General features: G+C 66.7%; 20 protein-coding genes. 5 read left to right on the top strand and 15 right to left on the bottom strand.

What is annotated here, in order from left to right:
• Window positions 1–13: 13 nt before the first annotated feature.
• The 4 genes from ACEN9Q_RS00660 to ACEN9Q_RS00645 form a co-directional block, all read right to left on the bottom strand.
• Window positions 14–2,689 (bottom strand): DNA topoisomerase III, encoded by a 2,676-nt coding sequence (locus ACEN9Q_RS00660; RefSeq protein ID WP_495627022.1) that lies wholly within the window; start codon window positions 2,687–2,689, stop codon window positions 14–16.
• A 288-nt stretch (window positions 2,690–2,977) separates the two neighbouring features.
• Window positions 2,978–3,442, bottom strand: coding sequence for a Smg family protein (locus tag ACEN9Q_RS00655; protein WP_056448026.1), 465 nt, complete (start codon window positions 3,440–3,442; stop codon window positions 2,978–2,980).
• 122 nt (window positions 3,443–3,564) lie between these two features.
• Window positions 3,565–4,770 (bottom strand): DNA-processing protein DprA, encoded by a 1,206-nt coding sequence (gene dprA, locus ACEN9Q_RS00650; RefSeq protein WP_495627021.1) that lies wholly within the window; start codon window positions 4,768–4,770, stop codon window positions 3,565–3,567.
• Between the two features lie 7 nt (window positions 4,771–4,777).
• Window positions 4,778–5,893 (bottom strand): LysM peptidoglycan-binding domain-containing protein, encoded by a 1,116-nt coding sequence (locus tag ACEN9Q_RS00645; RefSeq protein ID WP_495627020.1) that lies wholly within the window; start codon window positions 5,891–5,893, stop codon window positions 4,778–4,780.
• Between the two features lie 273 nt (window positions 5,894–6,166).
• On the opposite strand from ACEN9Q_RS00645, the gene def reads away from it, so the two are divergent.
• Entirely contained in the window at window positions 6,167–6,694 is a 528-nt protein-coding gene (gene def, locus ACEN9Q_RS00640; RefSeq protein WP_056448033.1) for a peptide deformylase, read from the top strand.
• A gap of 5 nt (window positions 6,695–6,699) precedes the next feature.
• Window positions 6,700–7,647, top strand: a complete 948-nt coding sequence (gene fmt, locus ACEN9Q_RS00635) for a methionyl-tRNA formyltransferase (RefSeq protein WP_495628902.1) — start codon at window positions 6,700–6,702, stop codon at window positions 7,645–7,647.
• Window positions 7,648–7,852: 205 nt separating this feature from the next.
• Here fmt and ACEN9Q_RS00630 read toward each other — a convergent pair whose 3' ends face one another.
• Window positions 7,853–8,086 carry a BrnA antitoxin family protein gene (locus ACEN9Q_RS00630; RefSeq protein WP_056448036.1) on the bottom strand — a complete coding sequence of 78 codons (234 nt, stop codon included), beginning with the start codon at window positions 8,084–8,086 and terminating at the stop codon, window positions 7,853–7,855.
• Between the two features lie 327 nt (window positions 8,087–8,413).
• On the opposite strand from ACEN9Q_RS00630, the gene metH reads away from it, so the two are divergent.
• On the top strand, window positions 8,414–12,190 hold the full coding sequence (metH, locus tag ACEN9Q_RS00625) for a methionine synthase (RefSeq protein WP_495627019.1): 3,777 nt from the start codon (window positions 8,414–8,416) through the stop codon (window positions 12,188–12,190).
• Window positions 12,191–12,394: 204 nt separating this feature from the next.
• On the opposite strand, the gene ACEN9Q_RS00620 is transcribed toward metH, so the two are convergent.
• From ACEN9Q_RS00620 to rsmB, 10 genes are all read right to left on the bottom strand, one after another.
• Complete coding sequence (locus ACEN9Q_RS00620; protein WP_495627018.1) at window positions 12,395–13,675, bottom strand: ABC transporter permease; 1,281 nt, start codon at window positions 13,673–13,675, stop codon at window positions 12,395–12,397.
• An 11-nt stretch (window positions 13,676–13,686) separates the two neighbouring features.
• Window positions 13,687–14,628 carry an ABC transporter ATP-binding protein gene (locus ACEN9Q_RS00615; protein ID WP_495627017.1) on the bottom strand — a complete coding sequence of 314 codons (942 nt, stop codon included), beginning with the start codon at window positions 14,626–14,628 and terminating at the stop codon, window positions 13,687–13,689.
• A 61-nt stretch (window positions 14,629–14,689) separates the two neighbouring features.
• Window positions 14,690–15,970: an EAL and HDOD domain-containing protein gene (locus ACEN9Q_RS00610; RefSeq protein ID WP_056448048.1), complete on the bottom strand. Its 1,281-nt coding sequence runs from the start codon at window positions 15,968–15,970 to the stop codon at window positions 14,690–14,692.
• Between the two features lie 98 nt (window positions 15,971–16,068).
• Window positions 16,069–16,836 carry a class II glutamine amidotransferase gene (locus ACEN9Q_RS00605; RefSeq protein ID WP_056448053.1) on the bottom strand — a complete coding sequence of 256 codons (768 nt, stop codon included), beginning with the start codon at window positions 16,834–16,836 and terminating at the stop codon, window positions 16,069–16,071.
• A gap of 151 nt (window positions 16,837–16,987) precedes the next feature.
• Window positions 16,988–17,245 (bottom strand): BTH_I0359 family protein, encoded by a 258-nt coding sequence (locus ACEN9Q_RS00600; RefSeq protein WP_036235350.1) that lies wholly within the window; start codon window positions 17,243–17,245, stop codon window positions 16,988–16,990.
• A gap of 168 nt (window positions 17,246–17,413) precedes the next feature.
• On the bottom strand, window positions 17,414–17,818 hold the full coding sequence (locus ACEN9Q_RS00595) for a hypothetical protein (protein WP_056448056.1): 405 nt from the start codon (window positions 17,816–17,818) through the stop codon (window positions 17,414–17,416).
• Window positions 17,808–18,560, bottom strand: coding sequence for a response regulator (locus tag ACEN9Q_RS00590; protein ID WP_056448059.1), 753 nt, complete (start codon window positions 18,558–18,560; stop codon window positions 17,808–17,810). The genes ACEN9Q_RS00595 and ACEN9Q_RS00590 overlap by 11 nt, the downstream gene beginning before the upstream one ends.
• Before the next feature lie 92 nt (window positions 18,561–18,652).
• Window positions 18,653–20,941 (bottom strand): sensor histidine kinase, encoded by a 2,289-nt coding sequence (locus tag ACEN9Q_RS00585; RefSeq protein ID WP_056448063.1) that lies wholly within the window; start codon window positions 20,939–20,941, stop codon window positions 18,653–18,655.
• Between the two features lie 3 nt (window positions 20,942–20,944).
• Entirely contained in the window at window positions 20,945–21,460 is a 516-nt protein-coding gene (locus ACEN9Q_RS00580) for a DUF4390 domain-containing protein (RefSeq protein ID WP_495627016.1), read from the bottom strand.
• A gap of 85 nt (window positions 21,461–21,545) precedes the next feature.
• Entirely contained in the window at window positions 21,546–22,982 is a 1,437-nt protein-coding gene (gene rsmB / locus ACEN9Q_RS00575; protein ID WP_495628901.1) for a 16S rRNA (cytosine(967)-C(5))-methyltransferase RsmB, read from the bottom strand.
• Between the two features lie 418 nt (window positions 22,983–23,400).
• Here rsmB and argS point away from each other — a divergent pair, with 418 nt between their 5' ends.
• The gene (argS, locus tag ACEN9Q_RS00570; RefSeq protein WP_495627015.1) at window positions 23,401–25,113 is read left to right on the top strand and encodes an arginine--tRNA ligase; all 1,713 of its coding nucleotides are present in this window, start codon (window positions 23,401–23,403) and stop codon (window positions 25,111–25,113) included.
• 25 nt (window positions 25,114–25,138) lie between these two features.
• Window positions 25,139–25,837, top strand: a complete 699-nt coding sequence (locus tag ACEN9Q_RS00565) for an SPOR domain-containing protein (protein ID WP_495627014.1) — start codon at window positions 25,139–25,141, stop codon at window positions 25,835–25,837.
• The last annotated feature ends 3 nt before the right edge of the window (window positions 25,838–25,840 follow it).

Below are 25,840 nucleotides of genomic sequence, written 5' to 3'. Positions count from 1 at the left end.
GCACGACGGTGGCTTATTCGCCGGCGACCGCCTTCTTGGCCGTCGTGGCGCGCTTGGCCGGCGCTTTTTTGGCGGCAGTCGTCTTGGTGGCCGCTTTCGCCGCAGGTTTCGCGGCGGCCTTCGTTGCCGCGGTCTTGCGTGCGGCCGGCTTGGCGGCGGCGGCTTCCGCGCCGCTATCGCCTTCCTCGGCCTGTTCCTTGGGCTTCGCGCCCGGCTTGGCCTTGCGCTCCTCGAACTCGAAGCTGATCTTGCCGTCCTTGCCGCGCACGAGGAACGCCTTGAACGACCGGCGGGTCCGTTGCGAGACGAAGCCCGGCAGCAGGTCGGTCTTGCCTTCGTTCAGCAGCTTGGCCATCTGCTCGGGCAGGATCTCCTGCTGCAGGATGATGCGGCTGCTGCGGAAATCGCAGGTCTTGGGCTTGGCGACCGTGTGTTCGCAGACATAGGCCAGGCCCATCTCGTAGACATTGCCGGCGCACTTGGGGCACGGTCCGAGCGGCGTCTGACCGGTGAAGTCGACGCCTTCTCCGTCCTCGCCCTCGTCCTGGTCCTGGCCGAAGTCGAATTCCAGCTTGTAGTTGTGGATGTCCTCGTCGCGCACGATGCGCAGGATCGCGGCGAACGGCCGGCCCATCTTCGAGCGGAAGCCCTGCAGCGGACCGATGGTGCGCTTCTCCAGCAGTTCCTCGACTTCCTCGATCTCGAACTGGCGCCCGCCCGGCACCTTGCTCATCGAGAAATCGCACTTGGTGCAGGCAAAGCGGCGGTAGTTTTCCTTGACGACGCCACCGCAGTTCGGGCACGGCGTCTTCAAGGTGGCGTACTCGCCCGGGATCGTGTCGTTGTTGTATTCCTTGGCGCGCTTGACGATGATCTCGGTCATCTCGGCGATTTCGCGCATGAACTCTTCGCGCGACATCAGCCCCTTTTCCATCTGCGACAGCTTGTATTCCCATTCGCCCGTCAGTTCCGGCGCCGTCAATTCGTTCACGCCGAGGCCGCGCAGCAGGGTCATCAGCTGGAACGCCTTGGCGGTCGGGATCATCTCCCGGCCTTCGCGCAGCAGGTATTTTTCCGTCAGCAGGCCTTCGATGATCGCGGCGCGCGTGGCCGGCGTGCCGAGGCCCTTGCCGGCCATGGCGTCGCGCAATTCGTCGGAATCGACCAGCTTGCCGGCGCCTTCCATCGCCGACAGCAGGGTCGCTTCGTTGTAGCGTGCGGGCGGCTTGGTGACGAGGCCGTTGGCATTGACCTGCTCGGCCTTCACCAGCTCGCCCTTCGCCACCGGCACGAGGCTGGCGCCGTCCTTGTCGTCGCCCGTCGTGTCCTTGCCGTACACGGCCAGCCAGCCCGGGTTCGTCATGACCTTGCCTTCGGTCTTGAACTGGTGCCCTTCGACTTCGGTGAAGCGGGTCGTGACGAGGAATTCCGCGGCCGGGAAGAAGACGGCCATGAAGCGGCGCGTGACGAGGTCGTACAGCTTCTGTTCCGGCTCGGACAGGTTCTTCGGCGCGACGCCCGTCGGGATGATCGCGAAGTGGTCCGAGATCTTGCTGTTGTCGAAGATGCGCTTGTTCGGCTTGACCCAGCCCTTGTCCAGGATCTGCTTGGCGAACGGCAGATAGTTCGAACTGCCCTTCAACACTTCCAGCGTGGACTTGACGGTGTCCAGGTAGTCTTCCGGCAGCGCGCGCGCATCCGTACGGGGGTAGGTCAGCACCTTGTGCTTTTCGTACAGCGCCTGCGCCAGGCCCAGCGTGTTCTTGGCCGAGAAGCCGAAGCGGCCGTTGGCCTCGCGCTGCAGCGACGTCAGGTCGAACAGCGCGGGCGCCATCGACGTGGTCGGTTTCGATTCTTCGGTGACCTTGCCCTGCTTGCCCATGCAGGCGGCGACGATGGCGTCGGCCGCCGCCTTCGACCACAGGCGCTCGGCACGCTTCTCGGCGTCGTTCTCGTCTTTCTTGAACCCGGTGTCGAGCCAGCGGCCTTCGTACATGCCGGCGGCGCAGCGGAATTCCGCGCGCACTTCCCAGTAGTCGCGCGCCACGAATTTCTTGATCTTCTCTTCGCGCTCGACGACGATCGACAGGGTCGGCGTCTGCACGCGGCCCACGGTGGTCAGGTAGAAGCCGCCCTCTTTCGAGTTGAAGGCAGTCATCGCACGGGTGCCGTTGATGCCGATCAGCCAGTCCGCCTCCGAGCGGCAGCGCGCGGCGTCGGCCAGCGGCAGCATGTCCTGGTCGCTGCGCAGGTGGGCGAAGCCGTCGCGGATGGCGTTCGGCGTCATCGATTGCAGCCACAGGCGCTTGACGGTCTGCTTGGCCTTGGCGTTCTGGGCGATCAGGCGGAAGATCAGTTCACCTTCGCGGCCCGCGTCGCATGCGTTGATCAGGGTATCGACGTCCTTGCGCTTGATCAGCTTGTTCAGCACTTTGAGGCGCGACTCCGTCTTCGCGATCGGATTCAGCGCGAAGTACGGCGGAATCATCGGCAGGTGCGTAAAACTCCACTTGCCGCGCTTGACGTCGTATTCCTCGGGCACCGCGATCTCGAGCAGGTGGCCGACGGCGGACGACAGGACGTAGTCGTCGGATTCGAAATACTCATCGTGCTTGGTAAAGCCGCCGAGCGCCTTGGCGATATCGTTCGCCACGGAGGGTTTTTCGGCAATGATGAGGGCTTTGGTCATATGGTTTCTCGTACTTGTTCTTGGCTTTGGCTCGCGCATCATACATGAGCCATAGATCAGGGCGGCTCGATAAGCCGGCCGCTCGTTGTCTTATTATTAGCTTATTGGTAACTTTGGCAGGTAGCGGCCAATGATAAGCGGGTTGCCGCGCAATCCGCAAGTAGACTCTGCCTGCGTGCGCATTGTGGCAACCCACCTATCCTGCCGAGCAAAATACGCTCGATCTTGCTTTGTCGCAAGAAAAAACGGGGCCGCAGCCCCGTTTTCGTATTCATGATCGTACCGCTGTCAATGCAGCAGGCGCGGCGCCGCGTCTTCCTCGTCCGAACCGAACAGGTCATCGAACATCAGCGCGTCCGGTTCCTTGCCCTGGCTCCACAGGAGCATCAGGACGATGATCTTGAGCTTGCCCAGCGTGACGGGCGATTCGTCCAGCGCCAGCGCGCGTTCGATGACGATTTCACGCTGCGACGCGGACAGCAAGCCGGCCAGTTCGAGGAACTGGATGAAGCCGACGGCGGCGCTGCCGAGCGTATCGACTTCCTGGGCAATATAGAAGCGCGTACCGCTCGATTCGAGCGCGGGATTGGTCGTCCCGGCCATTTCCCTCAGGCCATTTAACCAGTCCAGCGCTTCGGAAATTTCGATATCGTCGAAACCGACGGCGGACAGCTTGCGTGCCAGGGCCTCCGGCTCGGGGCAGGCATCGGGACGGTAATACGTCTCGTAAAGATAGACTAGGATGTCGAACATGGTGACGCTACTGTAGCAGCTAAACTCCTCGCGGCACAAGTGCGTCACGTGCGCCACTAACGCCCGGAAACATCAGCGTTGTTTATCGGCCTTATCGGGTTTGCCAGCAGTGTTCCTCCCAATTATCGCTTGATTATCCTCTGAACGAGGCCGCCCGGGAGGCGTTCGACACGCCCCGCCAGTTCCAGCACGAGCAGGCGCGCACTGAGTTCTCCCGGGTGCCAGCCGAGCCGGGCCAGCAATACGTCCGGGTCGACGGGGTCGTGGCCGAGGGCCGCCAGCAGCGCGGCTTCGGCTTGCCCGTCGGCATCAGCTTCCGGGCTGTTATCGATCTTGTTATCCGTTAAGGAAATATCTGCGGCGGGTAAGCCGGGCGCCAGGCGGGCCGCCTGCAATGCGAGCAGCGGGGACGGCGCGAGCGCTTCCAGCACGTCGCGCGCCGTGTCGACGAGTTTCGCGCCCTCGCGAATCAGCATGTGGCAACCCTTGGCCAGCGCCGCGTGGATCGAGCCGGGAATCGCGAACACGTCGCGCCCCTGCTCGGCCGCCTGGTGCGCCGTGATCAGCGAGCCGGACTGCGCGGCCGCCTCGACGACGAGCACACCGGCCGCGAGGCCGCTGATGATCCGGTTGCGTTTAGGGAAATTGCCCGGCAACGGCGGCGTGCCGACGGGATATTCGCTGACGATGCAGCCTTCATGGGCAATGCGTTCGCACAGGGCGCGGTTGCGGGCCGGGTAGGCAATGTCGGGACCGGTGCCGACGACGGCGACGGTCCCGCCGCAGCGGCGCAGCGCGCCCTCGTGCGCGGCGGCGTCGATGCCCAGCGCGAGGCCGGATACGATGCACAGCCCGGCTGCGGACAACGCTTCCGCGAACGCCTGCGCGTTCGCCCTGCCCTGCACGCTGGCATTGCGGCTGCCGACGATGGCGAGGGCCGGTCCGTCCAGTATATGCGCATGCCCTCTAATATAGAGGAGCAGCGGCGGGTCGGGGATGCGGGCCAGCAGCTCGGGATAGCCGGGTTCGCCCAGCGCGAGGACGTGGTGGCCGGGCGTGGCCAGCCAGTCCAGCGTGGCGTCGATCAGGCGGCGCGTCGTGTCGGCGGGCGGTTGCAGCAGGGCGTGCGCCTGTGCCGGACTCACGTGGGCGGCCAGCGCGGCAAAGTCGGCGGCGAACACGGCGCCAGGGGTGCCGAACGCTGCCAGCAGCGTGGCCGCCGCGCGCGGACCGACGCCGGGGCTGCGCTCCAGGCGCAGCCAGGCGGCCAGCCGGTCCGGCGGGAAGGATGAGGGTGCAGGCGCCAGGTGACGGTCCGTGTCCTGCACGGTGGGGTTACTCCGGTGATTTCGCGACGTCGCCGATCTGCACGGGCGCCGTCACCTGCATGACCAGGCCATACGCGACATGGTCGAAAACCCGGAAGATGAACAGTTCGCCGTATTGCTCGTCCGGGAGCCTCAGTCTGGCCTTGCCGAAGCCGAGGAAGCCTTTGCTTTCCGGGTCCGTCACGGTCTGTCCGAGATGATAAAACTGCAGCACGGCGCCGACATCGAGTCCGTCAAGCGTGCCCCGATTGACAGTCACGACCTGATTCTGCGCCGCGTAATTCGATTCGGACGCCATGGCCATCACGCGCGCCACCACCGGCCGGGCGGGCGCGTGCGGCATGTAGTTGCGCAGCGGCGCGGGCGGCGTCGGCAGCAGGCGGTCGCCGACGCCCATTTCCTTCACCGACTTGGTGACGACGAAGGTGTGCACGTCCGTGCCCGGTCCCGCCGCCTTCACGAGGCGCGCCGTGCCGACATAGGCCGCCTCGTAGGCGGTGACCTTGTCGGTATCCGGGTCGACCAGCTCCTTGCCCGGACGGAAGACCTGGAAGCTGGTCGCCCCGTCGAGTGCGCCGCGCACATAGATGCGGTCGCCTTCTCCCAGGTAGAGCCGGTCTTCCTGGGCGGCGACGATGCGCGCCGCGCCGGCCAGCGCCTGCTGTTCGACGACGAGCGGCTGGGTCAGGAAGGGTTCGATCGCGCCGGCCGGAATCGCGGGCACGGCGTTGTTCTCGCCCAGGTCGTCGGTGCGCAGCTGCGGCGACAGGCGCACGACGGGCGGCTCGCCGGCATCCGTTGCGGTGCCCGGTTTGTTCAACGTGAGACGGCCGTGGGCGCGGTCGAAATAGACGACCTGGCCCGGGTAGATCCAGTGCGGATTGCGGATGTCGTCGCGGTTCATGCCCCAGACCTGGGGCCAGCACCACGGATGCTCGAGGAAGGCGCCGGAAATGTCCCACAAGGTATCGCCCTTGACGACGACGTGCTGGTCGGGCGCGTTCGGGCGGAACGAACAGGTCGTGGCGGCCTGCGCCGGAATGGCCGCAAGGAAGGCGAACGCGGCCGTGGCAGCGGTACGGATCGCGAGCGATCGGGCAGCGCCTGTGCTAAAATTTTTCATTGGAGAGTCCGTAAAGTGCCGTATCGACACGAGTGCTACGCCACCTCGGCCGGCAACAAAGCAGGAAACAGACGACTCTTCGACCGCGCAGCGGATCATAAAGGGTCGCAAGAGTTGCCTTACTGAATCAAATTCTGCCGAGAAATCCCTGAACTAGCAAGACAAACCGTGCCCGGCAGCGGGGACGGCGTGTTGCGTTTATGCCTGTGCAGCCTTTGAATCGCGCGACGGACCCCGATATACCGATTATTGAACGACTTCGACTACACAGCCATGGCTTTACTGAACATCCTCCGCTACCCCGACCCGCGCCTGCACAAGGTCGCCAAGCCGGTCACCGAATTCGGCGACCGCCTCCACAAGCTGGTGGCGGACATGGCCGAAACCATGTACGACGCCCCCGGCGTGGGCCTGGCCGCGACGCAGGTCGACGTGCACGAGCGCATCGTCGTCATCGACGTGACCGAGACCAAGGACAACCTGCTGGTCTTCGTCAACCCGGAAATCGTCTGGTCCAGCCCGGACAAGCAGGTCTACGACGAAGGCTGCCTGTCGGTGCCCGGCATCTATGACGGCGTCGAACGTCCGGCACGCGTCAAGGTACGCGCTGTCGACCAGGATAACAAGCCCTTCGAGCTCGAGGCCGACGGCCTGCTGGCGGTGTGCATCCAGCACGAGCTGGACCACTTGATGGGCAAGGTCTTCGTGGAATACCTGTCGCCGCTCAAGCGCAACCGCATCAAGACGAAGCTGCAGAAGGAAGAGCGCGACATGCAGCGCTCGTCCGCCCGCCGCGCATGAGCGGCCTGAAAGTCGTCTTCGCCGGCACGCCGGAATTTGCCGCCGTGGCGCTGCGCGCCCTGCTCGACGCCGGTTTCGAGGTGCCGCTCGTGCTGACCCAGCCGGACCGCCCGGCCGGCCGCGGCATGCAGTTGCAGGCGTCCGCCGTGAAACAGGTCGCCGTCGCGCACGGCATCGAGGTATTGCAGCCGGTGTCGCTGCGCATGGATGCGAAGGACCCGCAGCGCGCCAGCGAGGCACAGGCCGCGCACGCGCGCCTGCTGGCGACGACGTACGACGTGATGGTCGTGGCCGCCTACGGCCTGATCCTGCCCCGCGCCACGCTCGACATCAAACCGTGCATCAATATCCACGGCTCCATTCTGCCGCGCTGGCGCGGCGCCGCGCCCATCCACCGCGCGATCGAGTCGGGCGATGCGGAAACGGGCGTCACCATCATGGAAATGGAAGAAGGCCTGGACACGGGCCCGATGCTGCTCGTCGAGCGCATCGCCATCGACGACGCGGACACGACGGGCAGCCTGCACGACAAGCTGGCGGCCCTCGGCGGCCGCATGATCGTCGTTGCGCTACAAAAAATGGCGCAGGGTCAATTGGAAGCCGTGCCCCAGCCGGAGGAAGGCGTGACGTATGCCGCCAAGATCGGCAAGGAAGAAGCGAAGCTCGACTGGACGCTGGCGGCCGTCGACCTCGCACGCAAGGTGCGCGCCTTCAATCCGTTTCCCGGAGCCCAGGCCCAAGCGGGATCGACGACGATCAAGATCTGGAACGCGCAACCCGTCGATGGCCAGGGCCAGCCGGGCCAGGTGCTCCAGGCCGATGCCCACGGCATCGTGGTCGCCTGCGGCACGGGCGCGCTTCGTTTGACGGAACTGCAAAAGCCGGGCGGCAAGCGCCTGGCGGCGGCCGAATTCCTGAAGGGCTTTTCGTTCGACGGCCTCGCGTTCGCCTGAAAACGACGCGGCAATAAAGAAGGGCATCAGCCGGTTCGCGCCGGATGATGCCCTTCTGTTTTTCGTTTCGCTTGTTGAGCTTATGTAGTTTGGTGGGCGGAGGCCGCCCACCCTACGGGCGCATGCCCGACATGGCACACCGTTCCGGCATCAGGCCCTGAAGGCCCGCGGGGCGCTGTGCCCCGACCATCACGTTGACAAGGAATCAGTGCTGCTCGCCCTGAGCACGCACGCGATTCGCTTCCATGTATTCGCGCAGGACCTGATTGATGCGGGTCTGGTAGCCAGGACCGGCCGACTTGAACCATTCCAGCATGTCCACATCCAGGCGGATCGTGACGATTTGTTTGACGCCGGCGACGGTGTGGGTCTTGGCCGGAGCGCTTTCCTCGCTGCGCGCTGCCGGCTGGTCCCACTCGGATACGTATTCTTTGTTCATTGCAATTCTTCCCATTTTGGAGGCGGAACAACAGTCCGCACATTCCGTTGATTGGACGGGTACTGATCGTGAAACCGCGACTGCGGCGGTTCCATGAAGTTAATTGTCGTCCCTGTATGTATCCAGGAAATTGCTAATATGCGGCAATTTGTATCCCAATGTAACAATGCAGCTTTTGATACAGTGCGTTACAAACGTCTTTACAACGCCGTCTTTTTTTGAGCGAACCGTGGACTGCCGGCCGCACCGGGAACAAACTCGGCCAGTAACGGTATAATCACAGACCCGCCTCATATTTATCTCCAGCAGACCCCAGGAAAGCCAACGATGATCACCGCCGTCCACGCCCCCTCCCCCGTCGAAGCCAAGTTGCGCGAGATCCTCGCGCGCCGCATCATGATCCTGGACGGCGCGATGGGCACGATCATCCAGCAATACAAGCTCGACGAGCAGGCCTACCGCGGCGGTCCGGACGGGCGCTTCGCCGATTTCACGGCGCCCGCCGCCAGTGGGGCGCGCGAGCTGTTCGTCAAGGGCAACAACGAATTGCTGAACCTGACGCAGCCGCAGATCATCCAGGAAATCCACGAGCGCTACCTGGCCGCCGGCGCCGACATCATCGAGACGAACACGTTCGGCGCGACCGGCGTCGCCCAGGACGACTACCACATGGCGCACCTCGTGCGCGAGATGAACGTGGAGGCCGCGAAGCTGGCCCGCGCCGCGTGCGTCAAGTATTCGACGCCGGACAAGCCCCGCTACGCCGCCGGCGCCCTCGGCCCGACGCCGAAGACGGCATCCATTTCGCCGGACGTGAACGACCCGGCCGCGCGCAACGTCACGTTCGACCAGCTCGTCGCGGCGTACTACGAGCAGGTCGACGCGCTCGTCGAGGGCGGCGTCGACCTGCTGCTCGTCGAGACCATCTTCGACACGCTGAACTGCAAGGCCGCGCTGTTCGCCATCGACCAGTATTTCACCGAGCACCCGGCAACGCCGCGCCTGCCGCTGATGATCTCCGGCACCGTCACGGACGCGTCGGGCCGCATCCTGTCCGGCCAGACCGTGCCGGCGTTCTGGAACTCCGTGCGCCATGCAAAGCCGCTGACGATCGGCCTGAACTGCGCGCTGGGCGCCGCCCTGATGCGCCCGTACGCGGAAGAGCTGTCGCAGATCGCCGACACGTTCGTCTGCATCTACCCGAACGCCGGCCTGCCCAACCCGATGAGCGACACCGGCTTCGACGAACTGCCGGAAGACACGTCCGCCCTGCTGCGCGAATTCGCCGACGCCGGCTTCGTCAACGTCGCCGGCGGCTGCTGCGGCACGACGCCGGAGCACATCCAGGCCATCGGCGCCCTGCTGGCCGATTGCCCGCCGCGGACCGTGCCCGAGATCCCCGTCGCGCTGCGCCTGTCCGGCCTGGAGCCGTTCGTCGTCGACGACACCTCGCTGTTCGTCAACGTCGGCGAGCGCACCAACGTCACGGGTTCGAAGGCGTTCGCGCGCATGATCCTGAACGAGCAGTTCGACGAAGCGCTGTCCGTCGCGCGCCAGCAGGTCGAGAACGGCGCCCAGGTCATCGACATCAACATGGACGAGGCGATGCTCGATTCGCAGGCCGCGATGACGCGCTTCCTGAACCTGATCGCATCGGAACCGGACATCTCGCGCGTGCCGATCATGATCGACTCCTCCAAGTGGAGCGTGATCGAGGCCGGCCTGAAATGCGTGCAGGGCAAGGCCATCGTCAACTCGATCTCGATGAAGGAAGGCGAGGAAGAATTCCTGCGCCAGGCCACCCTGTGCCGCCGCTACGGCGCCGCGGTGATCGTGATGGCCTTCGACGAGAAGGGCCAGGCCGACACGTTCGAGCGCAAGATCGAGATCTGCAAGCGCGCCTACGACACCCTCGTGCAGAAGGTCGGCTTCCCGCCGGAAGACATCATCTTCGACCCGAACATCTTCGCCATCGCCACCGGCATCGAAGAGCACAACAACTACGCCGTCGACTTCATCAACGCCACGCGCTGGATCCGCGAGCACCTGCCGTATGCGAAGGTGTCGGGCGGCGTGTCGAACGTGTCGTTCTCGTTCCGCGGCAACGACCCCGCGCGCGAAGCGATCCACACCGTGTTCCTGTACCACGCCATCAAGGCCGGCATGACGATGGGTATCGTCAACGCGGGCATGGTGGGCGTGTACGACGATCTCTCTCCGGAGCTGCGCGAGCGCGTGGAAGACGTCGTGCTGAACCGCCGCGACGACGCCACCGAGCGCATGATCGAATTCGCCGGCACCCTGAAGGCCGGCGGCGCGAAACAGGAACAGAATCTCGAGTGGCGCGACGCGCCCGTCGGCAAGCGCCTCGCGCACGCGCTCGTGCACGGCATCACGCAGTGGATCGTCGAGGATACCGAGGAAGCGCGCGCCGCGATCGCGAACGCAGGCGGCCGCCCGATCCAGGTGATCGAAGGCCCGCTGATGGACGGCATGAACGTCGTCGGCGACCTGTTCGGCCAGGGCAAGATGTTCCTGCCGCAGGTGGTGAAATCGGCGCGCGTAATGAAGCAGGCCGTCGCCCACCTGATCCCGTTCATCGAGGAAGAAAAGGCGGCGGAGGAAGCGCGCACGGGCATCGTCGCGAAACCGAAGGGCAAGATGGTCATCGCCACCGTGAAAGGCGACGTGCACGACATCGGCAAGAACATCGTGTCCGTGGTCCTGCAGTGTAACAACTTCGAGATCGTCAACATGGGCGTGATGGTGCCTGCGTCCGAGATCCTGGCGAAGGCCAAGGAAGAAAACGCGGACATCATCGGCCTCTCCGGCCTGATCACGCCGTCGCTCGAAGAGATGGCCCACGTCGCGCGCGAGATGCAGCGCGACCCGTGGTTCCGCGACCGCCGCATTCCTCTCCTGATCGGCGGCGCGACGACGAGCCGCGCGCACACGGCCGTCAAGATCGCGCCGCATTACGAAGGCCCGGTCGTGTACGTGCCGGACGCGTCGCGCTCCGTCTCGGTGGGCCAGTCGCTCGTGACGGCGGAGACCCGCGACGGCTACGTCGCCGAGATCGCCGAGGACTACGTGCGCATCCGCGAACAGCACGCCAATAAAAAGGCGCTGCCGATGGTGAGCCTGGAGCAGGCGCGCGCCAACAAGGCGCAGCTGGCGTTCGCGCCGCTGAAGCCGAAGTTCGTCGGCCGCCGCGTCTTCAAGAACGTCGACCTGGGCACGCTCGCCCGCTACATCGACTGGGGCCCCTTCTTCCAGACCTGGGACCTGGCCGGCCCGTATCCCGCGATCCTGACCGACGAGGTGGTGGGCGAAGCGGCGGCCAAGGTGTTCGAGGAAGGCCAGGCGCTGCTGAAGAAGATCATCGACGGCCGCTGGCTGACGGCGAACGGCGCCGTTGCCCTGCTGCCGGCGAACAGCGTCAACGACGACGACATCGAGATCTATACGGACGACACTCGCAGCGAGGTCGCGTTCACCTGGTACGGCCTGCGCCAGCAGGGCGTCAAGCCGGTGGTGGACGGCGTGCAGCGCCCGAACCAGTGCCTGTCCGACTTCATCGCGCCGAAATCGTCCGGCATCGCCGACTACATCGGCATGTTCGCCGTGACGGCGGGCATCGGCGCCGAGAAGATCGAGAAGCGCTTCGAGGCGCAAGGCGACGACTACTCGTCGATCATGGTGAAGGCCCTGGCCGACCGCCTGGCGGAAGCCTTCGCCGAGTACATGCACGAGCGCGTGCGCACGGACCTGTGGGGTTATGTGGCGGACGAGAAGCTGTCGAACGAAGCGCTGATCAAGGAAGAATACGTCGGCATCCGCCCGGCACCGGGCTATCCGGCGTGCCCGGAGCACACCGTGAAGGCCGACCTGTTCAAGACCCTGCAGGCCGAGGAGATCGGCATGGAATTGACGGAGTCGTTCGCGATGTATCCGGGCGCCGCGGTGTCGGGCTTCTACTTCTCGCACCCGGAGTCGAAGTATTTCGTGGTCGGCAAGATCGGGCAGGACCAGCTCGACGACATGGCCAAGCGCCGCGGCCTGCCGAAGGACGAGGTGGAACGCTACCTCGCGCCGAACCTCTGAGCCAACTGCGCGTGGGCTCGGGGAGCCCACCCTACGGCTCGTGCCGAACCTCTGATCGAACTGCGCGTGGGCTCGGGGAGCCCACCCTACGGCTCATGCCGAACCTCTGATCGAACTGCGCGTGGGCTCGGGGAGCCCACCCTACGATTGCCGCTGCCGTAGGGTGGGCACCCTGTGCCCACCATCGTTCGCACATCGCGTACGTTAAACCTGCTCGCGCCGGAACCGCCACACGGCGGCCACGGTGAACAGCAGCGCAAAACCGAGCAGCACGGCGATGGCCGGCGCGGCCGCCGCCGCGTCCAGGCCGCGCCACGTCACCGCATCGAGGCCCGCGATGGCCCAGCGCGTCGGCACGACGAGCGTCAGCTGCTGCACCCACGCAGGAAACATGAACGACGGCACCCAGGCGCCGCCCAGCATCACGAGGATGAGGGTCGCGAACATGGCGATGCCGCGCGCCGCTTCCGGCGTCTTCCCGAACGCGGCGATGAGCAGCCCGAAGCCGGCCGTGAGCGCGCCGAAGCCGATCGCCATGCCGAGGAAGCCCGGCACGCTGCTTACCTGCACGTGGAACCCCAGCACCGCCACCACGAAGATGGCGCACAGCAGGCAGGACGCGATGATGGCGGCCGAGGCGGCGCGCGCCAGCACGACCTCGGTCAAGGTGACGGGCGCGGCGAGCAGGCGGTCCCACACGCCGCTGCGGCGCGTCAGCAGCATGCCGATGCCCATGTTCACGCCCATGAACAGGATGAATTGCACGCCCATGCCCGAGAACGAATGCGCGTACGGGTTGTAGCCCTGGGCGACGGGACCGCTCGCCAGGCTCTCGTCGTGCGTCGTGAACGGCATCGACAGGCCGCGCGGCCGGGCGGCGCCGGCGTCCTCCTCGCGCGGCGTGTCCTCGTACTTGCGCACCGCGACGAGCATGTCGCGCAGCGCGGGGTCCTGCACCTTGTTCTCGTCGAGCTGCTGCAGGCTGCGCGCCGTCAGCTTCTTGCCCAGCGGTCCGCCGAACATCTCGGCGCTGACGACCTGCATCACCTGCTGCGTCAGCATGCCCTTCACCATCGCCAGCACGGCCGGCTGCGACGGGTCGTACAGCAATGGGATGGCCGGCTTGTCCTGGTTCGAGAACATGGCGGTGCCGGCCGCTTCGGCGAAGCCGGCCGGCAGCACGATCGCGACGGCCTGGCTGCCCTTGCGCACGGCATCCCGGGCCTGCGTCATGTCCATCGGCGTCACGTGCAGGTTCGGGTCGGCCTTGAGGCCCGCCGCGATGCGGTTGCCGGCGTCGCTCGTGTCCTGCTGGACGAGGGCCACGTCGATGCCGCTGCCCTTGGCGCTGCCGCCGCCGAACACGGAACCGAAGAACGCGGCGATCACGATGGGCAGCACGAGGTGCATCAGCAGCGCGCGCTTGTCGGAGATGTAGAGGATGAGGTCCTTGCGGACCAGGGCGAAGAAGGCGGTCGTGTTCATCTGGCGTGGTCTCAGTCGCGCAGGGTGCGACCGGTCAGGTCGAGGAAGATGTCTTCGAGGCGCGCGCGCGCGGTGGCGAAGTGCACGGGGCGCTGGCCCTGCCCCTGCAGCCAGCCGAGCAGCGGCACGGCGTCGGCATTGTCGGTGAGGCCGATGTCGAGGGTCGTGCCCTCGCTCGCCAGGGCCGTCACGCCGGCCTGGGAGCGCAGCGCGTCCAGCAGGCCGGCGCCCGCCGGTTGCGCCAGCTCCACGCGCAGCAGGGCCTTCGCGGCGAGCTTGCGGTGCAGCGCGGCCGGGCTGTCGTCGGCCAGCACCTTGCCGTGGTCGATGATGACGATGTGGTCGGCCAGGCGCTCCACCTCTTCCATGTAGTGGCTCGTGTAGATCAGCGCCCGGCCCTGCGCCTGCAGCGCCTCCAGCGTATCGAAGATGGCATTGCGGCTCTGCGGGTCGACGCCGACCGTGGGCTCGTCGAGGATCAGCAAGTCCGGATCGTGCAGCAGCGCGGCCGCGATGTTCAGGCGGCGCTTCATCCCGCCCGAGAACGTGGCCGGTTTGTCGCGCGCGCGGTCGACGAGGTTCACGAGGCCCAGCACGTGTTCGATGCGCTCGTTCAGCGCCTTGCCCTTCAGGCCGTACAGGGCGCCGAACAAACGCAGGTTCTCGTGCGCCGACAGGTCCTCGTACAGCGCGAGGTCCTGCGGCACGAGGCCGATGCGGCGCTTGACGCCTGCCGCTCCCGTCGTCACCGCCTGGCCGTCCAGCAGCACCTGGCCGGCGTCGGGCCTGAGCAGCCCGCACAGCATCGAGACGGTGGTCGACTTGCCCGCCCCGTTCGGACCGAGCAGGCCGACGGTCTGGCCGGCCAGCACCTGGAACGACACGCCGTCCACGGCGCGCCGGGCGCCGTACGATTTCACGAGACCTTCAACACGCAACAACACATTCGACATGGGGCTCCCGTCGGATCGCATGGTTGGACAGCCGCGCGCGGACGCGCGCGGCGGGAAGACGTCAGATGGCGTAGCGGACGACGGAGTCGGACCACTGGAACGCCGACATCTCGAGCTCGATCATGTCGTCGCCGGAGATCTGCAGCTCCTTCAGCGTGGGCAGCACGAGTTCCGTGTCGTCGTCGGCCTGCTCGATGCTCTCGGACAGCTTGAGCAGCTCGCCGAAGAAGCCGGCGCGGCCCAGGAGGGCCTGCCGGACTTCGTCGCTGACCGGGATCTGTTCGACGATGTCGGCCATCGGGATGCCGAACAGGGCGTCCATCAGCGACATGATGCCGACCGTGAAGGCGATGTCGGCGACGGCACGCTGGCCGGGACGCAGGCGCTGGGCCAGCAATTCCATCAGGCGGCCGCGCGTGGTGGCCAGCATCAGCAGGGGCGTCTGGTTGTGGCCGCGCGTGGCCGGTTCCGCGTACAGCATGATCTGCAGCCAGCGCTGCAACTGGCGCCGGCCCAGCACGAGCAGCGCCTGGCTGACGGAATCGATGCGCTGGGCCGCGCCCACGGCCGGCGTGTTCACGAGGCGCAGCAGGTTCAGGGCGAGCGTCACGTCGCGTTTGACGGTCTTTTCGATGACCGCATTGTCCGCGTCCGACATCACCAGGTTCATGAGCTCGACCACCGCGAGCTGCGACGGCGACAGCTTGCGGCCGCCCAGCACGGACGGGCGCGCGAAATAAAAGCCCTGGAAGTAATCGAAGCCCAGGTCCATCGCGGCCTGGTAGGCGTCGCGCGTCTCGACCTTTTCCGCGACCACGGTCTTTTCCATGCCGTGCAGGCGCCGCACGAGGTTCGGCAACTGGGTGGGCGGCACGGTGCGCAGGTCCAGCTTGACGAAGCCGGCCAGCGGCAACAGGCGCTGCAGGCGCAGGCTGTCGCCTTCGATGCCGTCCAGCGCGAAGCGGAAGCCGTGGCCCGCGAGCTCGCGCATGCGCGCCAGCAGGGCGTCGTCCGGCACGACGGTCGGCACGATCTCGAGCACCGTGCGCTCGCGCGGCAGGAAGGCGAAGATGTCGCTGCCGAGGACTTCGGCGTCCACGTTCAGGAAGCAGGCGGCGTCGCCGATCGCGCGCGCGAGCCCCAGTTGGGCCGCGTGGGCGATCACCGCGGCCGTCGCGGTCAGGCCGGTCTCGTCGGCCTCGCCCTGGCGCGCGCTGCGGAACAGGAGTTCATAACCGTACAAGGCCTGGTTGCGGTCGAGCACAGGCTGGCGCCCCAAATAAAAGTCACGCACGCGCAAGGGGTAGTTCGCGTGGTCCAGGCTCGCGGCGGTATCGGTCATCACGGACTCTTGTAGCAATGGAACGTAGCTACTTTAACGCATTCCGCCACCTGGTGACTATTTGAAAATGATTTCCTGTAAAAAACGTATCAGGATGATCACGGCTGCGGCAGGCCGTCCACGAACACCTTGAGTTCGCCCGGCGCGAACTCCGTCCACGTCTCGTTGGTGGTCAACGGGGTCGTGACGATGATCGCCACGCGGTCGTTCGGCGTCGTCACTTGCGAAAAGTCGACGGACAGGTCTTCGTCGGCGAGGCAGGCGGCCGCGAACGGGTAGCGGCGCACGACGTAGCACAGCTTGGTCGAGCAGTGCGCGAACAGCGCCGTGCCGTCGGACAGCATCATGTTGAACGTGCCGTGGCGCGCGATGACGGCGACGAGGTCGGCGATGGCCGCGCGCAGCACGGGCATGGCGGGCGCCTGGTCGCCGAAGCGGTCGCGCAATTGCTGCAGCAGGAAGCAGAAGGCGCGTTCGCTGTCGGTATTGCCGACCGGGCGGTACGGGCCGTCGAGGACGGGGTCGAAAGCCTTGAGGTCGCCGTTGTGGGCGAACACCCAGTAGCGGCCCCACATCTCGCGCACGAACGGATGGCAGTTTTCGAGCGCGACCTTGCCCTGCGTGGCCTTGCGGATGTGGGCGATGACGTTCAGCGACTTGATCGGGTAATGCTTGATCAGTTCGGCGATCGGCGAGGCGATGGCCGCCTGGTGGTCGACGAAATGGCGCACGCCGGCGCCCTCGAAGAAAGCGATGCCCCAGCCGTCATGGTGCGTGTCCGTGCGTCCGCCCCGATGGGCGAAGCCGGTGAAACTAAAAACAATGTCGGTAGGGACATTGCAATTCATGGCGAGCAGCTGACACATGGGTCAAGCTTACCATGTACGGACGCAAAGCCGGTATGGGGAAGATGAGGTAGCGGGAACGGGAAAGAAGATGGTGCCCTGCGTCGCCAGCCCGGAACGGCGCCGCGTCACGCAGGTGCAGTGGCCGGACGAAGGCGCCCGACCGGGACGATCAGTGCAGGACGACCGGTTGGCTCATGAGGGTGTCGTAGGAACCCAGGAAATCGTCGATTTCCTCCATGGTCGGTTCGCTCGCGATCAGGTTGTTGACATCACGCCGGAACGCTTGCGCCAGTTTGCCGCCGATGAACGCTTCGCGCCGGCCGGATTTGTCGACGATCTCGTAGCCGCCGAAGCGCAGGGCCTCGAGGTTGTGATCGACGCCAAATTCGACAACGCTATACTGTTCGCTGTTATAGATCATGTTCATGATGACTCCTTCACTCGATCAGGTGGGTGCAAGGCTGCCGCCCGGCGGCGGACGGCTTACTTTCCGCTTTCTTTCCACTTCAACTACGAGGTGGGGCCACTGGAACCGAATTCAAGAACCTCTACAACTTGTTACGAATTCCACTGTATCGGTCAAGCTGCGGACGATTCAGGCCTTCAGGTCGGAAGTCAGCCGTAACAGCTGATCGTATGGCTCGGACCGCAACCACGATCGCAACTGATCAAGATGCTCGCTGCCGGCGACGCCGATGAAGATACGGCGGGGACGCCGGCGGAGCAGGCGATTCAATGTTACACGCAAAACCAGATTGCCGGTGCAGCACAAGCAACCGGGCGCGATCCGCGCAAGGCTTTGGTCCGGAGCGAGGTCATCGAGGGGGGAAACGCCGGACGCGAGGCCTTCGAGAATGATGGCCTGCGCGCCTTCGTCATGCATATCGGAAAGGTGAGCGGCGATCGCCGCTTCGCGCGCCCGGGCGCTCAGGCCCGTGACGAGGGTGACGACGACACGCGCATCGTCCGCGGCCGTCGCACCGGCGGGATCACTGGGCACTCTTCTTGCCCAGCTTGCCCGGTTCGACCCCGAGCTGCTTGAGCTTGCGGTACAGGTGGGTACGTTCCAGTCCCGTCTTTTCGGCCACGCGCGTCATCGAGCCGCCTTCGCGGCCCAGGTGGTGCTCGAAGTACATACGCTCGAAGGCGTCGCGCGCTTCGCGCAGCGGCAGGTCGAACGACAGCGTGTAGCCGTGGGCGTGCGCCTCGCCATTGCTGACGGGGCGGGCCATGCCCATTGACGCGCCCATCGCCCCGCCCTGCGGCTGCGGCGCGTACATCGGTTGCACCGCGGCGCTCGGTTCCGGCAGCGGGGACGAGACCGATGCGGCGGAGGCCATCGGACGCGGCGCGATGGCCGGCGCGCGCGCCACTTCCTGGCCGCGCTGCAGGCCCTGCTGCACGGCTTTCAGCAGCTTTTGCAGGGCGATCGGTTTTTCCAGGAAGTTCAGGGCGCCGATGCGGGTCGCTTCCACGGCGGTGTCGATCGTGGCGTGGCCGGACATCATGATGACCGGCATCGTCAACAGGCCGTCGCGCTGCCATTCCTTGAGCAGCGTGACGCCGTCGGTATCGGGCATCCAGATGTCGAGCAGCACCAGGTCGGGGGCGCCCTGCTGGCGCGCCTGGCGGGCCTGCTGGGCGTTTTCCGCCAGCTGGACCGCGTGTCCCTCGTCGCCAAGGATTTCCGAGAGCAGCTCGCGGATGCCCATTTCATCGTCAACTACGAGTATGTTCGCCATCTTGTTATGCCTTTTTTGATCTGACTCTCTCCATGGAGACGCCGGCCAACCGCTGCCGGGCCCCCTTATACAGCCAAGATTCTATGCGCGATTCACGCTTCGGCCAAGTTCGCCTCTGGCGCTAACTTTAACAGCAAAATCGATACCGAAGCGCCACTTCCGTCGGCGCGGTTGGCGATGTCGATCCGGCCGCCGTGTTCATCGATGATCTTCTTGACCATCGGCAGGCCCAGGCCGGTGCCGCGCGCTTTCGACGTGACGTACGGTTCGAACGCGCGCGACAGGATCTTCGGCGCGAATCCGGGGCCGTTGTCGACGATCGCCAGGCGCACCGCGGTGCCCGTCCCGCCGTCGGCGCCGACGTAGTGGATGGCCTCCGTGACGATGTCGATGCGCGGCGGGTCGTCGTGCGTGGTGCGGTCGGCCAGCGCGTCCTGCGCGTTCTGCAGCAGGTTGTGGATCACCTGGCGCAGCTGGGTCGTGTCGCCCATCACCCGCGGCAGGCCCGGCTGCAGGGACGGATGGATCACGTCCGAGCCGTCCTCGGATAAATACAGGTTCAGGATTTCTTCGATCAGGTCGTTCAGGTCCAGCGCCGACAGCACGGCCGGGGGCGTGCGCGCATAGTCGCGGAAATCGTCGACCATGCGCTTCATCGCGGACACCTGGCTGACGATGGTGTCGGTGGCCTTGTTGAGGAGCGCGGCGGCGTCCGCATCGACGCGGTCGATCAGCTTCATCTGCAGGCGTTCGGCCGACAGCTGGATCGGCGTGAGCGGGTTCTTGATCTCGTGCGCGAGGCGGCGCGCCACCTCGCCCCACGCCACCGAGCGCTGGGCCGAGATCACGTCGGAGATGTCGTCGAACACGACGATGAAGCCGCTGCCCGCCCCCACCGGCAGGCGCGAGCCGCGCGCCAGCAGCGTGATGTCGTGGTCGTCGTCGGTGCCGGGACGGCGCGGGATCTCGATCTGCTGCTGCCAGTGCGCGCGCCCTTTCCCGCGGCCCGCGGCGGACTGCGCGCTCTGCGCCGAGAAGGCCCGCGTGACGGCGCCGGCGAAGACTTCCAGCCCGTCGATCTGGTCCAGCGGGCGCCCCGCCAGCGAGGCCACGTCGACCTGCAGGATGCGGTGCACGGCATCGTTGGAGTTGACGACGACGCCGTCGCCGTTCATCACGATCACGCCCGCCGACATATTGGCCAGCACGGATTCCAGGTGGACCTTGGCGCTTTCCAGCGCGGCGCGGTTGCGCTCGACGGCGGAGCGGGCCTCGAACAGCTGGCCCGTCATCGCGTTGAACGATTGCGTGAGCGTGCCCAGTTCGTCGTTCGTCTCGACGATCGGGCGCGGCGACAGGTCGCCCTCGGCCACGGCGCGCGTGCCCTCGGCCAGCACGAGCAGCGGCTGGGCCAGGTTGCCGGCGATGAGGAATGCGGCGCCGATGGCCGAGAAGATCGCCAGCAGCAGGGTCAGCGTGAGCGTGCCGATGTACATCTTGCGCAAGCCCGTGCGCGCGGCGTAGCGCTCCTGGTATTCGCGATACGCGGTGGAGAGCACGGCGGCGTTGGACGCCAGGTTGACGGGCACGCCTTGCGTCAATTGCAGGTAGTGCGGCGCCATGCCGGGCGGCTCGGGCACGGCCACCACCACGCGCAGGCGCAGGCCGGTGGCGGCGTCGAGGCCGCTGGGCGGCTCGCCGCGCGCCTCGCGGAAGTCGTCGTCGATGCCGCCTTCCGCACGCGCGTAACCGCCCGGCATCGCGGCCTGCTTGAGCATCTGCGGGGTGGGCAGGTCGGCGGCCAGCACGGCGCGGCGGTCCTCGGTGGCGCCGGCCACGAGCCTGCCGGCGGCATCGATCAGGAGCGCGCTGCGCATCCCGTTGCCCTCGTCGAGCGCACGCACGAGGATGGCCTGCGCATCGCGCTCGCCCTGCCCGGCCAGCGTGGCGGCCACGGTGCCGGCGTTGACGCCCAGGTTGACCAGGGCTTCGTCGAGGGCGGCGCGCGACAGGTTCAGGCCCGAGTCGAGCGCGGCCTCGATCTTGACGTCGAACCACGACTCGATCGAGTGCGAGACGAACTGCACCGAGACCATGAAGACGACGAGCCCGGGCAGGATGCCGATGCCGCCGAACAGGACCATCAGGCGGAGCATCAGGCGCGAACCGAACTTGCCGGCCTTGTAGCGCGAATACAGGCGCCAGAACGCGACCAGCACGAGGATGAACAACGCGCCGGCCACGCCGAGGATCAGGCCCAGCAGCCAGGTGAAGTCATGGGCGAAGAAGCCCGTGTTGCTGGACGCGGAAGCGAGCAGGAACAGCAGGATCGAGGCGATCGCGCTGCCGATCACCAGGCCGTAGCGCAGGGCCTTGATCACGGCTTACTCCGCACGGTAGGTGAACGTCTTCTTGTGCGAGGCCAGGCGCCAGTCGGAATTGTTGAAGGCGTCGATCTGAAGCGGCTTCAACAGGAATTCGCGGTCCATGAACATGCGCAGCGTGACGTTGTAGACCTCGCCCGGCTTGAGCGCGCCCTTGGGGGCGATCAGCCAGCGGGCCGGGAGGCGGATCGCCCGCAGCGCGTCGTCGAGGGTGTCGAAATTCTGTTGGATGCTGCCGGGGGCGGAGACGTGATAGACCCGCAGCAGCACGTCGTAGTTCAGCTTGATCGTGCGGCGCGAGGACACGGCATGGTCGTCGGTCCACCACCAGCGCGGCCGGGTGAGCTCGATCTCGGTGGTGAACGACAGCGCCACGCCGTGCTCGATGGCCTGCTCGAGGCCGGGCGTCAGGTCGAACGAATAGGCGGCCGACAGGCGGTAGCCGTCGTCGGAAGCCTCGATACTGGCGCGGGTGATTTCGATCCCTTCGGCCGCCTGCGCAGTCGCGCATGTCAATGCCAGAAACAGCTGGCAGGCGAGGAGGAGGAAAAATCGTACAGTCACTAGGGGCCAGAGCCTTAAAAAGCGTTGTCGGGGTTACTCACGCTCCGGCCTTGTGGAACAGGGCGTAGAACAGACCGTCATGATCCTGCCCGGCGCCACTTCGAGGAAGCAGTTGGCCCGGCGCATCGAGACGGACCGCATCGTGGCGCGCCGCGAAGGCGGCGGCCTGCGCTTCCGATTCCTGCGGCCAGAGCGAACATGTCACGAACAGCAATTTACCATCGGGCCGCAGCATCTGCCAAAGATTGTCGAGTATTTTGGTGGAAAGTGTTGCAAGTTGGTGGGTGTCACTCTTGCGGCGCAACCAGCGGATATCCGGGTGGCGGCGCACGATGCCGGAGGCCGTGCACGGCACGTCGGCGAGGATGCGATCGTACAGGCCGCCGTCCCACCAATCCGTGGCTTCGGCCGCGCCCGCCTTGACGGTCGCATGCAGGCCGAGGCGCTGCAGGTTCTGGTCGACGCGGACGAGGCGGCGCGCGTCGACATCCAGCGCCGTCAGGTCGACGTCGGCCGTTTCCAGGATGTGGCCGCTCTTGCCGCCGGGGGCCGCGCACGCGTCCAGCACGCGCATGCCGTCACGGACGTCGAGCAGCGGCGCGGCCAGCTGGGCGCCCGCATCCTGCACGGAGACGAGGCCGTCGGCAAAGCCGGGGATCTGCGTCACGCCCACCGCCTGCGCCAGGCGCACGGCGCTCGGCCCGACCTGCTCCGCGTCCATGCCGGCCGCGGCCAGCAGCTTCAGATACGTGTCGACGTCGGTCTTGCGGCGATTCACGCGCAGGGTCAGCGGCGGCTGGCGGTTGCCGGCCATGAGGATGGCCTGCCAGTCGCCCGGATACGCGATGCGCACGGCGTCGATCCACCATTGCGGGTAATTCCACTGCGCGACGGGCTCGCGCAGGGCGCTGGCCACCACGTCCTCGCGCTCGCGCAGGAAGCGGCGCAGCACGGCGTTCACCATCGCCTTGGCGTGGGCGAAATCCGGGTGCGCGGCGGCCGCGCGGACGGCCTGGTCGACGACCGTGAAGGCTTCGTACGGCGGCTCGGTGCCCTCGGGCGGATCGAGCAGCGCCAGCGCGCACTCCAGCAGGCCGGCCAGCATCGGCGGCTCGGGCGCCTTGCTCGTCATCAGCCCCAACAGGGTGCCGCTGCGCCCCAGCTGGCGCATGGCGCGGTAGGCGATGTCCTGCATGGCGCCGCGCGCCTGCGGCGGCGCGTCCCAGGCCTGGAACACGTCGGCCAGCGCCTGCGGCAGCGCCATGCCGGCGCGCACGCGCGCCAGGCCGCTCGCCGCGCCCAGCAGGGCGAACGCAAGGGAATCGTCGCGCAGGTCGGGACGGTAATCGAGCTGGGCATGGACCTTGACCTCGTGGCTGTGGCGCAGGCGCGGGCCCGGCTCTTCCTGCGGACGCGGCGGCGCAACGGCGACATCGCGCGGCGCCGGTTCGACGCGCTGGGGGCGATTTTCCATGGCGCGCTGCGGCGCACCGCCGGGGCCGCGCGGCGCGGTGTCGCGCGCGCCTTCGCGCCGCTGGTCGCGGCCCGGATCGCGTCCGCCGGTCGCGGCGGGGCCGGCCTTGGGGTTGCGCGGACCGGTCCCTTTCCCCGCCTGCGGGCCACCCGGCCGGACCGGACCGGCCTTCTTGCCGCCGGTGCGGCCGCCGGCCTTGGGTTTGAGGGTGAGCGTCGGGCGCTTTTCGGTCATGGCAATCGATCAATGCATAAAGACGCACATTGTAACGGTTACGCGTTGCGCAGGCTTAAGCGAGGCTTGCGCCGGCGCCGTTGGGTGGTATTGCGCGTTGCGTCAAACCAGTATAATGATTGCTTAGCCTGCCCGTGGCCATGCCACCGTGCCGCACCGACCATTATATTTTCGACCACAGTTCATGCTCGCCCAACAAAAACAAGAGATCGTCGCCCTGTTCCAGGCCGCGCTGGCCCCCATCGTTGCGGGCAGCGACCTCGCGCCCAACGTCGTTCTCGAACGCCCGCGCGATCCGTCGCACGGCGACATCGCCTGCAACATCGCCATGCAACTGGCAAAGCCGCTCAAGACCAACCCGCGCGAGCTGGCCACCCGCCTCGTCGCCGCGCTGCTGGCCGAGCCGAAGGCGGCGGGCCTGATCGAAGCGGCCGACGTGGCCGGTCCCGGCTTCATCAACCTGCGCGTGGCCGCGAGCGCCAAGCAGTCCGTCGTCGCCACCGTCCTGCGCGAGGGCGACGCCTTCGGCCGCGGCGCGTCCGGCAACGAGCGCCACGTGATCATCGAATTCGTGTCGGCCAACCCGACCGGCCCCCTGCACGTCGGCCACGGCCGCCAGGCGGCGCTGGGCGACGCGATGTCGGCGCTGTTCGAATCGCAGGGCCACCAGGTCACGCGCGAGTTCTATTACAACGACGCCGGCGTGCAGATCCTGACCCTGGCCAACTCGGTCCAGGCGCGGGCGCGCGGCTTCCGTCCCGGCGACACCGAATGGCCGGAGTCGGCCTACAACGGCGACTACATCCAGGACATCGCCGACGACTTCCTCGCCAAGAAGACCGTGTCGGCCAGCGACGGCCAGCCGGCCACCGCCAGCGGCGACACGAACGACATCGAATCGATCCGCCGCTTCGCCGTCACCTACCTGCGCAACGAGCAGGACCAGGACCTGCAGGCGTTCGGCGTCAAGTTCGACAATTACTACCTCGAGTCCTCGCTGTACACGGACGGCAAGGTCGAAGCGGCCGTGCAGGCCCTGGTCGACGCCGGCGTGACCTACGAACAGGACGGCGCGCTGTGGCTCAAGACGACGGACTACGGCGACGACAAGGACCGCGTGATGCGCAAGTCGGACGGCACGTACACGTACTTCGTGCCGGACGTGGCGTACCACATCCAGAAGTTCAAGCGCGGCTTCGACCAGGCCATCAACATCCAGGGCAGCGACCACCACGGCACCATCGCCCGCGTGCGCGCCGGCCTGCAGGCGGTGAACATCGGCATCCCGCGAGGCTATCCCGACTACGTGCTGCACAAGATGGTCACCGTCATGAAGAACGGCGAAGAGGTCAAGATCTCCAAGCGCGCCGGTTCGTACGTGACCGTGCGCGACCTGATCGAATGGTCGGGCAACGGCGACGTGACCCGCGGCCGCGACGCCGTGCGCTTCTTCCTCATCTCGCGCAAGGCCGACACGGAGTTCGTGTTCGACGTCGACGTCGCCCTCGCGACCAACGACGAGAACCCCGTCTACTACGTGCAGTACGCCCACGCGCGCATCTGCTCGGCCCTCGCGAACTGGGGCGGCGACGTCGCCCGGCTGGCGAACGCCGACCTGTCGCCGCTGACGAATTCGCACGAATCCGGCCTGCTGGCCAAGCTGGCGGACTATCCCGAGATGCTGCAGCGCGCGCTCGTCGAGCTGGGCCCGCACCAGGTCGCGTTCTACCTGCGCGACCTGGCCGGCGAACTGCACAGCTATTACTTCGCCCACAAATGGCTGCTCGACGACGACGAGCCGACGAAGCTTGCGCGCCTCGCGCTGGCGGCCGCCATCCGCCAGGTGCTGCGCAACGGCCTGGCCCTGATCGGCGTCTCGGCGCCGGAGAAGATGTAAGCGTTCCAACCTAGACCCGCACTACATGACCGCCGTATTCCGTAATCGACAGCTCCAATCCTTCGCGCGCCAGCGGGGCAGCACGCTCACTGGCCTCATCATCGGCCTGATCGTCGGCCTGGGTATCGCGGTCGCGGTCGCGCTCACGATCACCAAGGGCGCCTCGCCGTTCACCGACAAGACGGTCAAGGCCGGCCGCCCGGCCGATCCGGCGCCGGGCCAGGCCCAGGATCCGAACAAGCCGATGTACGCCAACCGCGACGCCGCGCGCGAGGCGAACAAGGAGATTTCGGAAAAGGCGGCCGCGCGGGCGAACGGCGGCACCGCCGCCCCCGCCGAGACCAAGCCGGCCGAGCCCGATCCGCTGGGCCAGGCGATCGCCGCGATGAAGGAGACGGCACCGGCCCGGCCGGAACCGAAACCCGAGACGCGCGTCGCCTCGGCCGCACCGGCCGCCGCCGCTGCCGGCGCCACGGGCGCCACCGGCGAATATGTGTACTACCTGCAGGCCGGCGCGTTCCGCGGCTTGCCGGACGCCGAAGCGACGCGCGCCAAGCTGGCGTTGCTCGGCTTCGAGGCGACGATCAGCGACCGCGCGAGCGACAGCGGCGTGCTGCACCGCGTGCGCCTGGGCCCGTACAACCAGGTCGAAACCATGAACAAGGCGCGCGCCAAACTGCTCGACAGCGGCGTCGTCGTCGACATCGTGCGCAACCAGCGCTGATCC

The organism is Massilia sp. Masssp93 (genome assembly GCF_059491295.1).
The sequence above is the reverse complement of the archived record's forward strand: the minus strand, read 5'-3'. Positions and strand labels throughout refer to the sequence as shown.

Excerpts from the sequence above, each read along its gene's own strand:
- ACEN9Q_RS00660 (WP_495627022.1), bottom strand. The coding sequence starts at position 2,689 with ATGACCAAAGCCCTCATCATTGCCGAAAAACCCTCCGTGGCGAACGAT.
- ACEN9Q_RS00655 (WP_056448026.1), bottom strand. The coding sequence starts at position 3,442 with ATGTTCGACATCCTAGTCTATCTTTACGAGACGTATTACCGTCCCGAT.
- ACEN9Q_RS00645 (WP_495627020.1), bottom strand. The coding sequence starts at position 5,893 with ATGAAAAATTTTAGCACAGGCGCTGCCCGATCGCTCGCGATCCGTACC.
- def (WP_056448033.1), top strand. The coding sequence starts at position 6,167 with ATGGCTTTACTGAACATCCTCCGCTACCCCGACCCGCGCCTGCACAAG.
- ACEN9Q_RS00630 (WP_056448036.1), bottom strand. The coding sequence starts at position 8,086 with ATGAACAAAGAATACGTATCCGAGTGGGACCAGCCGGCAGCGCGCAGC.
- metH (WP_495627019.1), top strand. The coding sequence starts at position 8,414 with ATGATCACCGCCGTCCACGCCCCCTCCCCCGTCGAAGCCAAGTTGCGC.
- ACEN9Q_RS00620 (WP_495627018.1), bottom strand. The coding sequence starts at position 13,675 with ATGAACACGACCGCCTTCTTCGCCCTGGTCCGCAAGGACCTCATCCTC.
- ACEN9Q_RS00615 (WP_495627017.1), bottom strand. The coding sequence starts at position 14,628 with ATGTCGAATGTGTTGTTGCGTGTTGAAGGTCTCGTGAAATCGTACGGC.
- ACEN9Q_RS00610 (WP_056448048.1), bottom strand. The coding sequence starts at position 15,970 with ATGACCGATACCGCCGCGAGCCTGGACCACGCGAACTACCCCTTGCGC.
- ACEN9Q_RS00605 (WP_056448053.1), bottom strand. The coding sequence starts at position 16,836 with ATGTGTCAGCTGCTCGCCATGAATTGCAATGTCCCTACCGACATTGTT.
- ACEN9Q_RS00600 (WP_036235350.1), bottom strand. The coding sequence starts at position 17,245 with ATGAACATGATCTATAACAGCGAACAGTATAGCGTTGTCGAATTTGGC.
- ACEN9Q_RS00590 (WP_056448059.1), bottom strand. The coding sequence starts at position 18,560 with ATGGCGAACATACTCGTAGTTGACGATGAAATGGGCATCCGCGAGCTG.
- rsmB (WP_495628901.1), bottom strand. The coding sequence starts at position 22,982 with ATGGAAAATCGCCCCCAGCGCGTCGAACCGGCGCCGCGCGATGTCGCC.
- argS (WP_495627015.1), top strand. The coding sequence starts at position 23,401 with ATGCTCGCCCAACAAAAACAAGAGATCGTCGCCCTGTTCCAGGCCGCG.
- ACEN9Q_RS00565 (WP_495627014.1), top strand. The coding sequence starts at position 25,139 with ATGACCGCCGTATTCCGTAATCGACAGCTCCAATCCTTCGCGCGCCAG.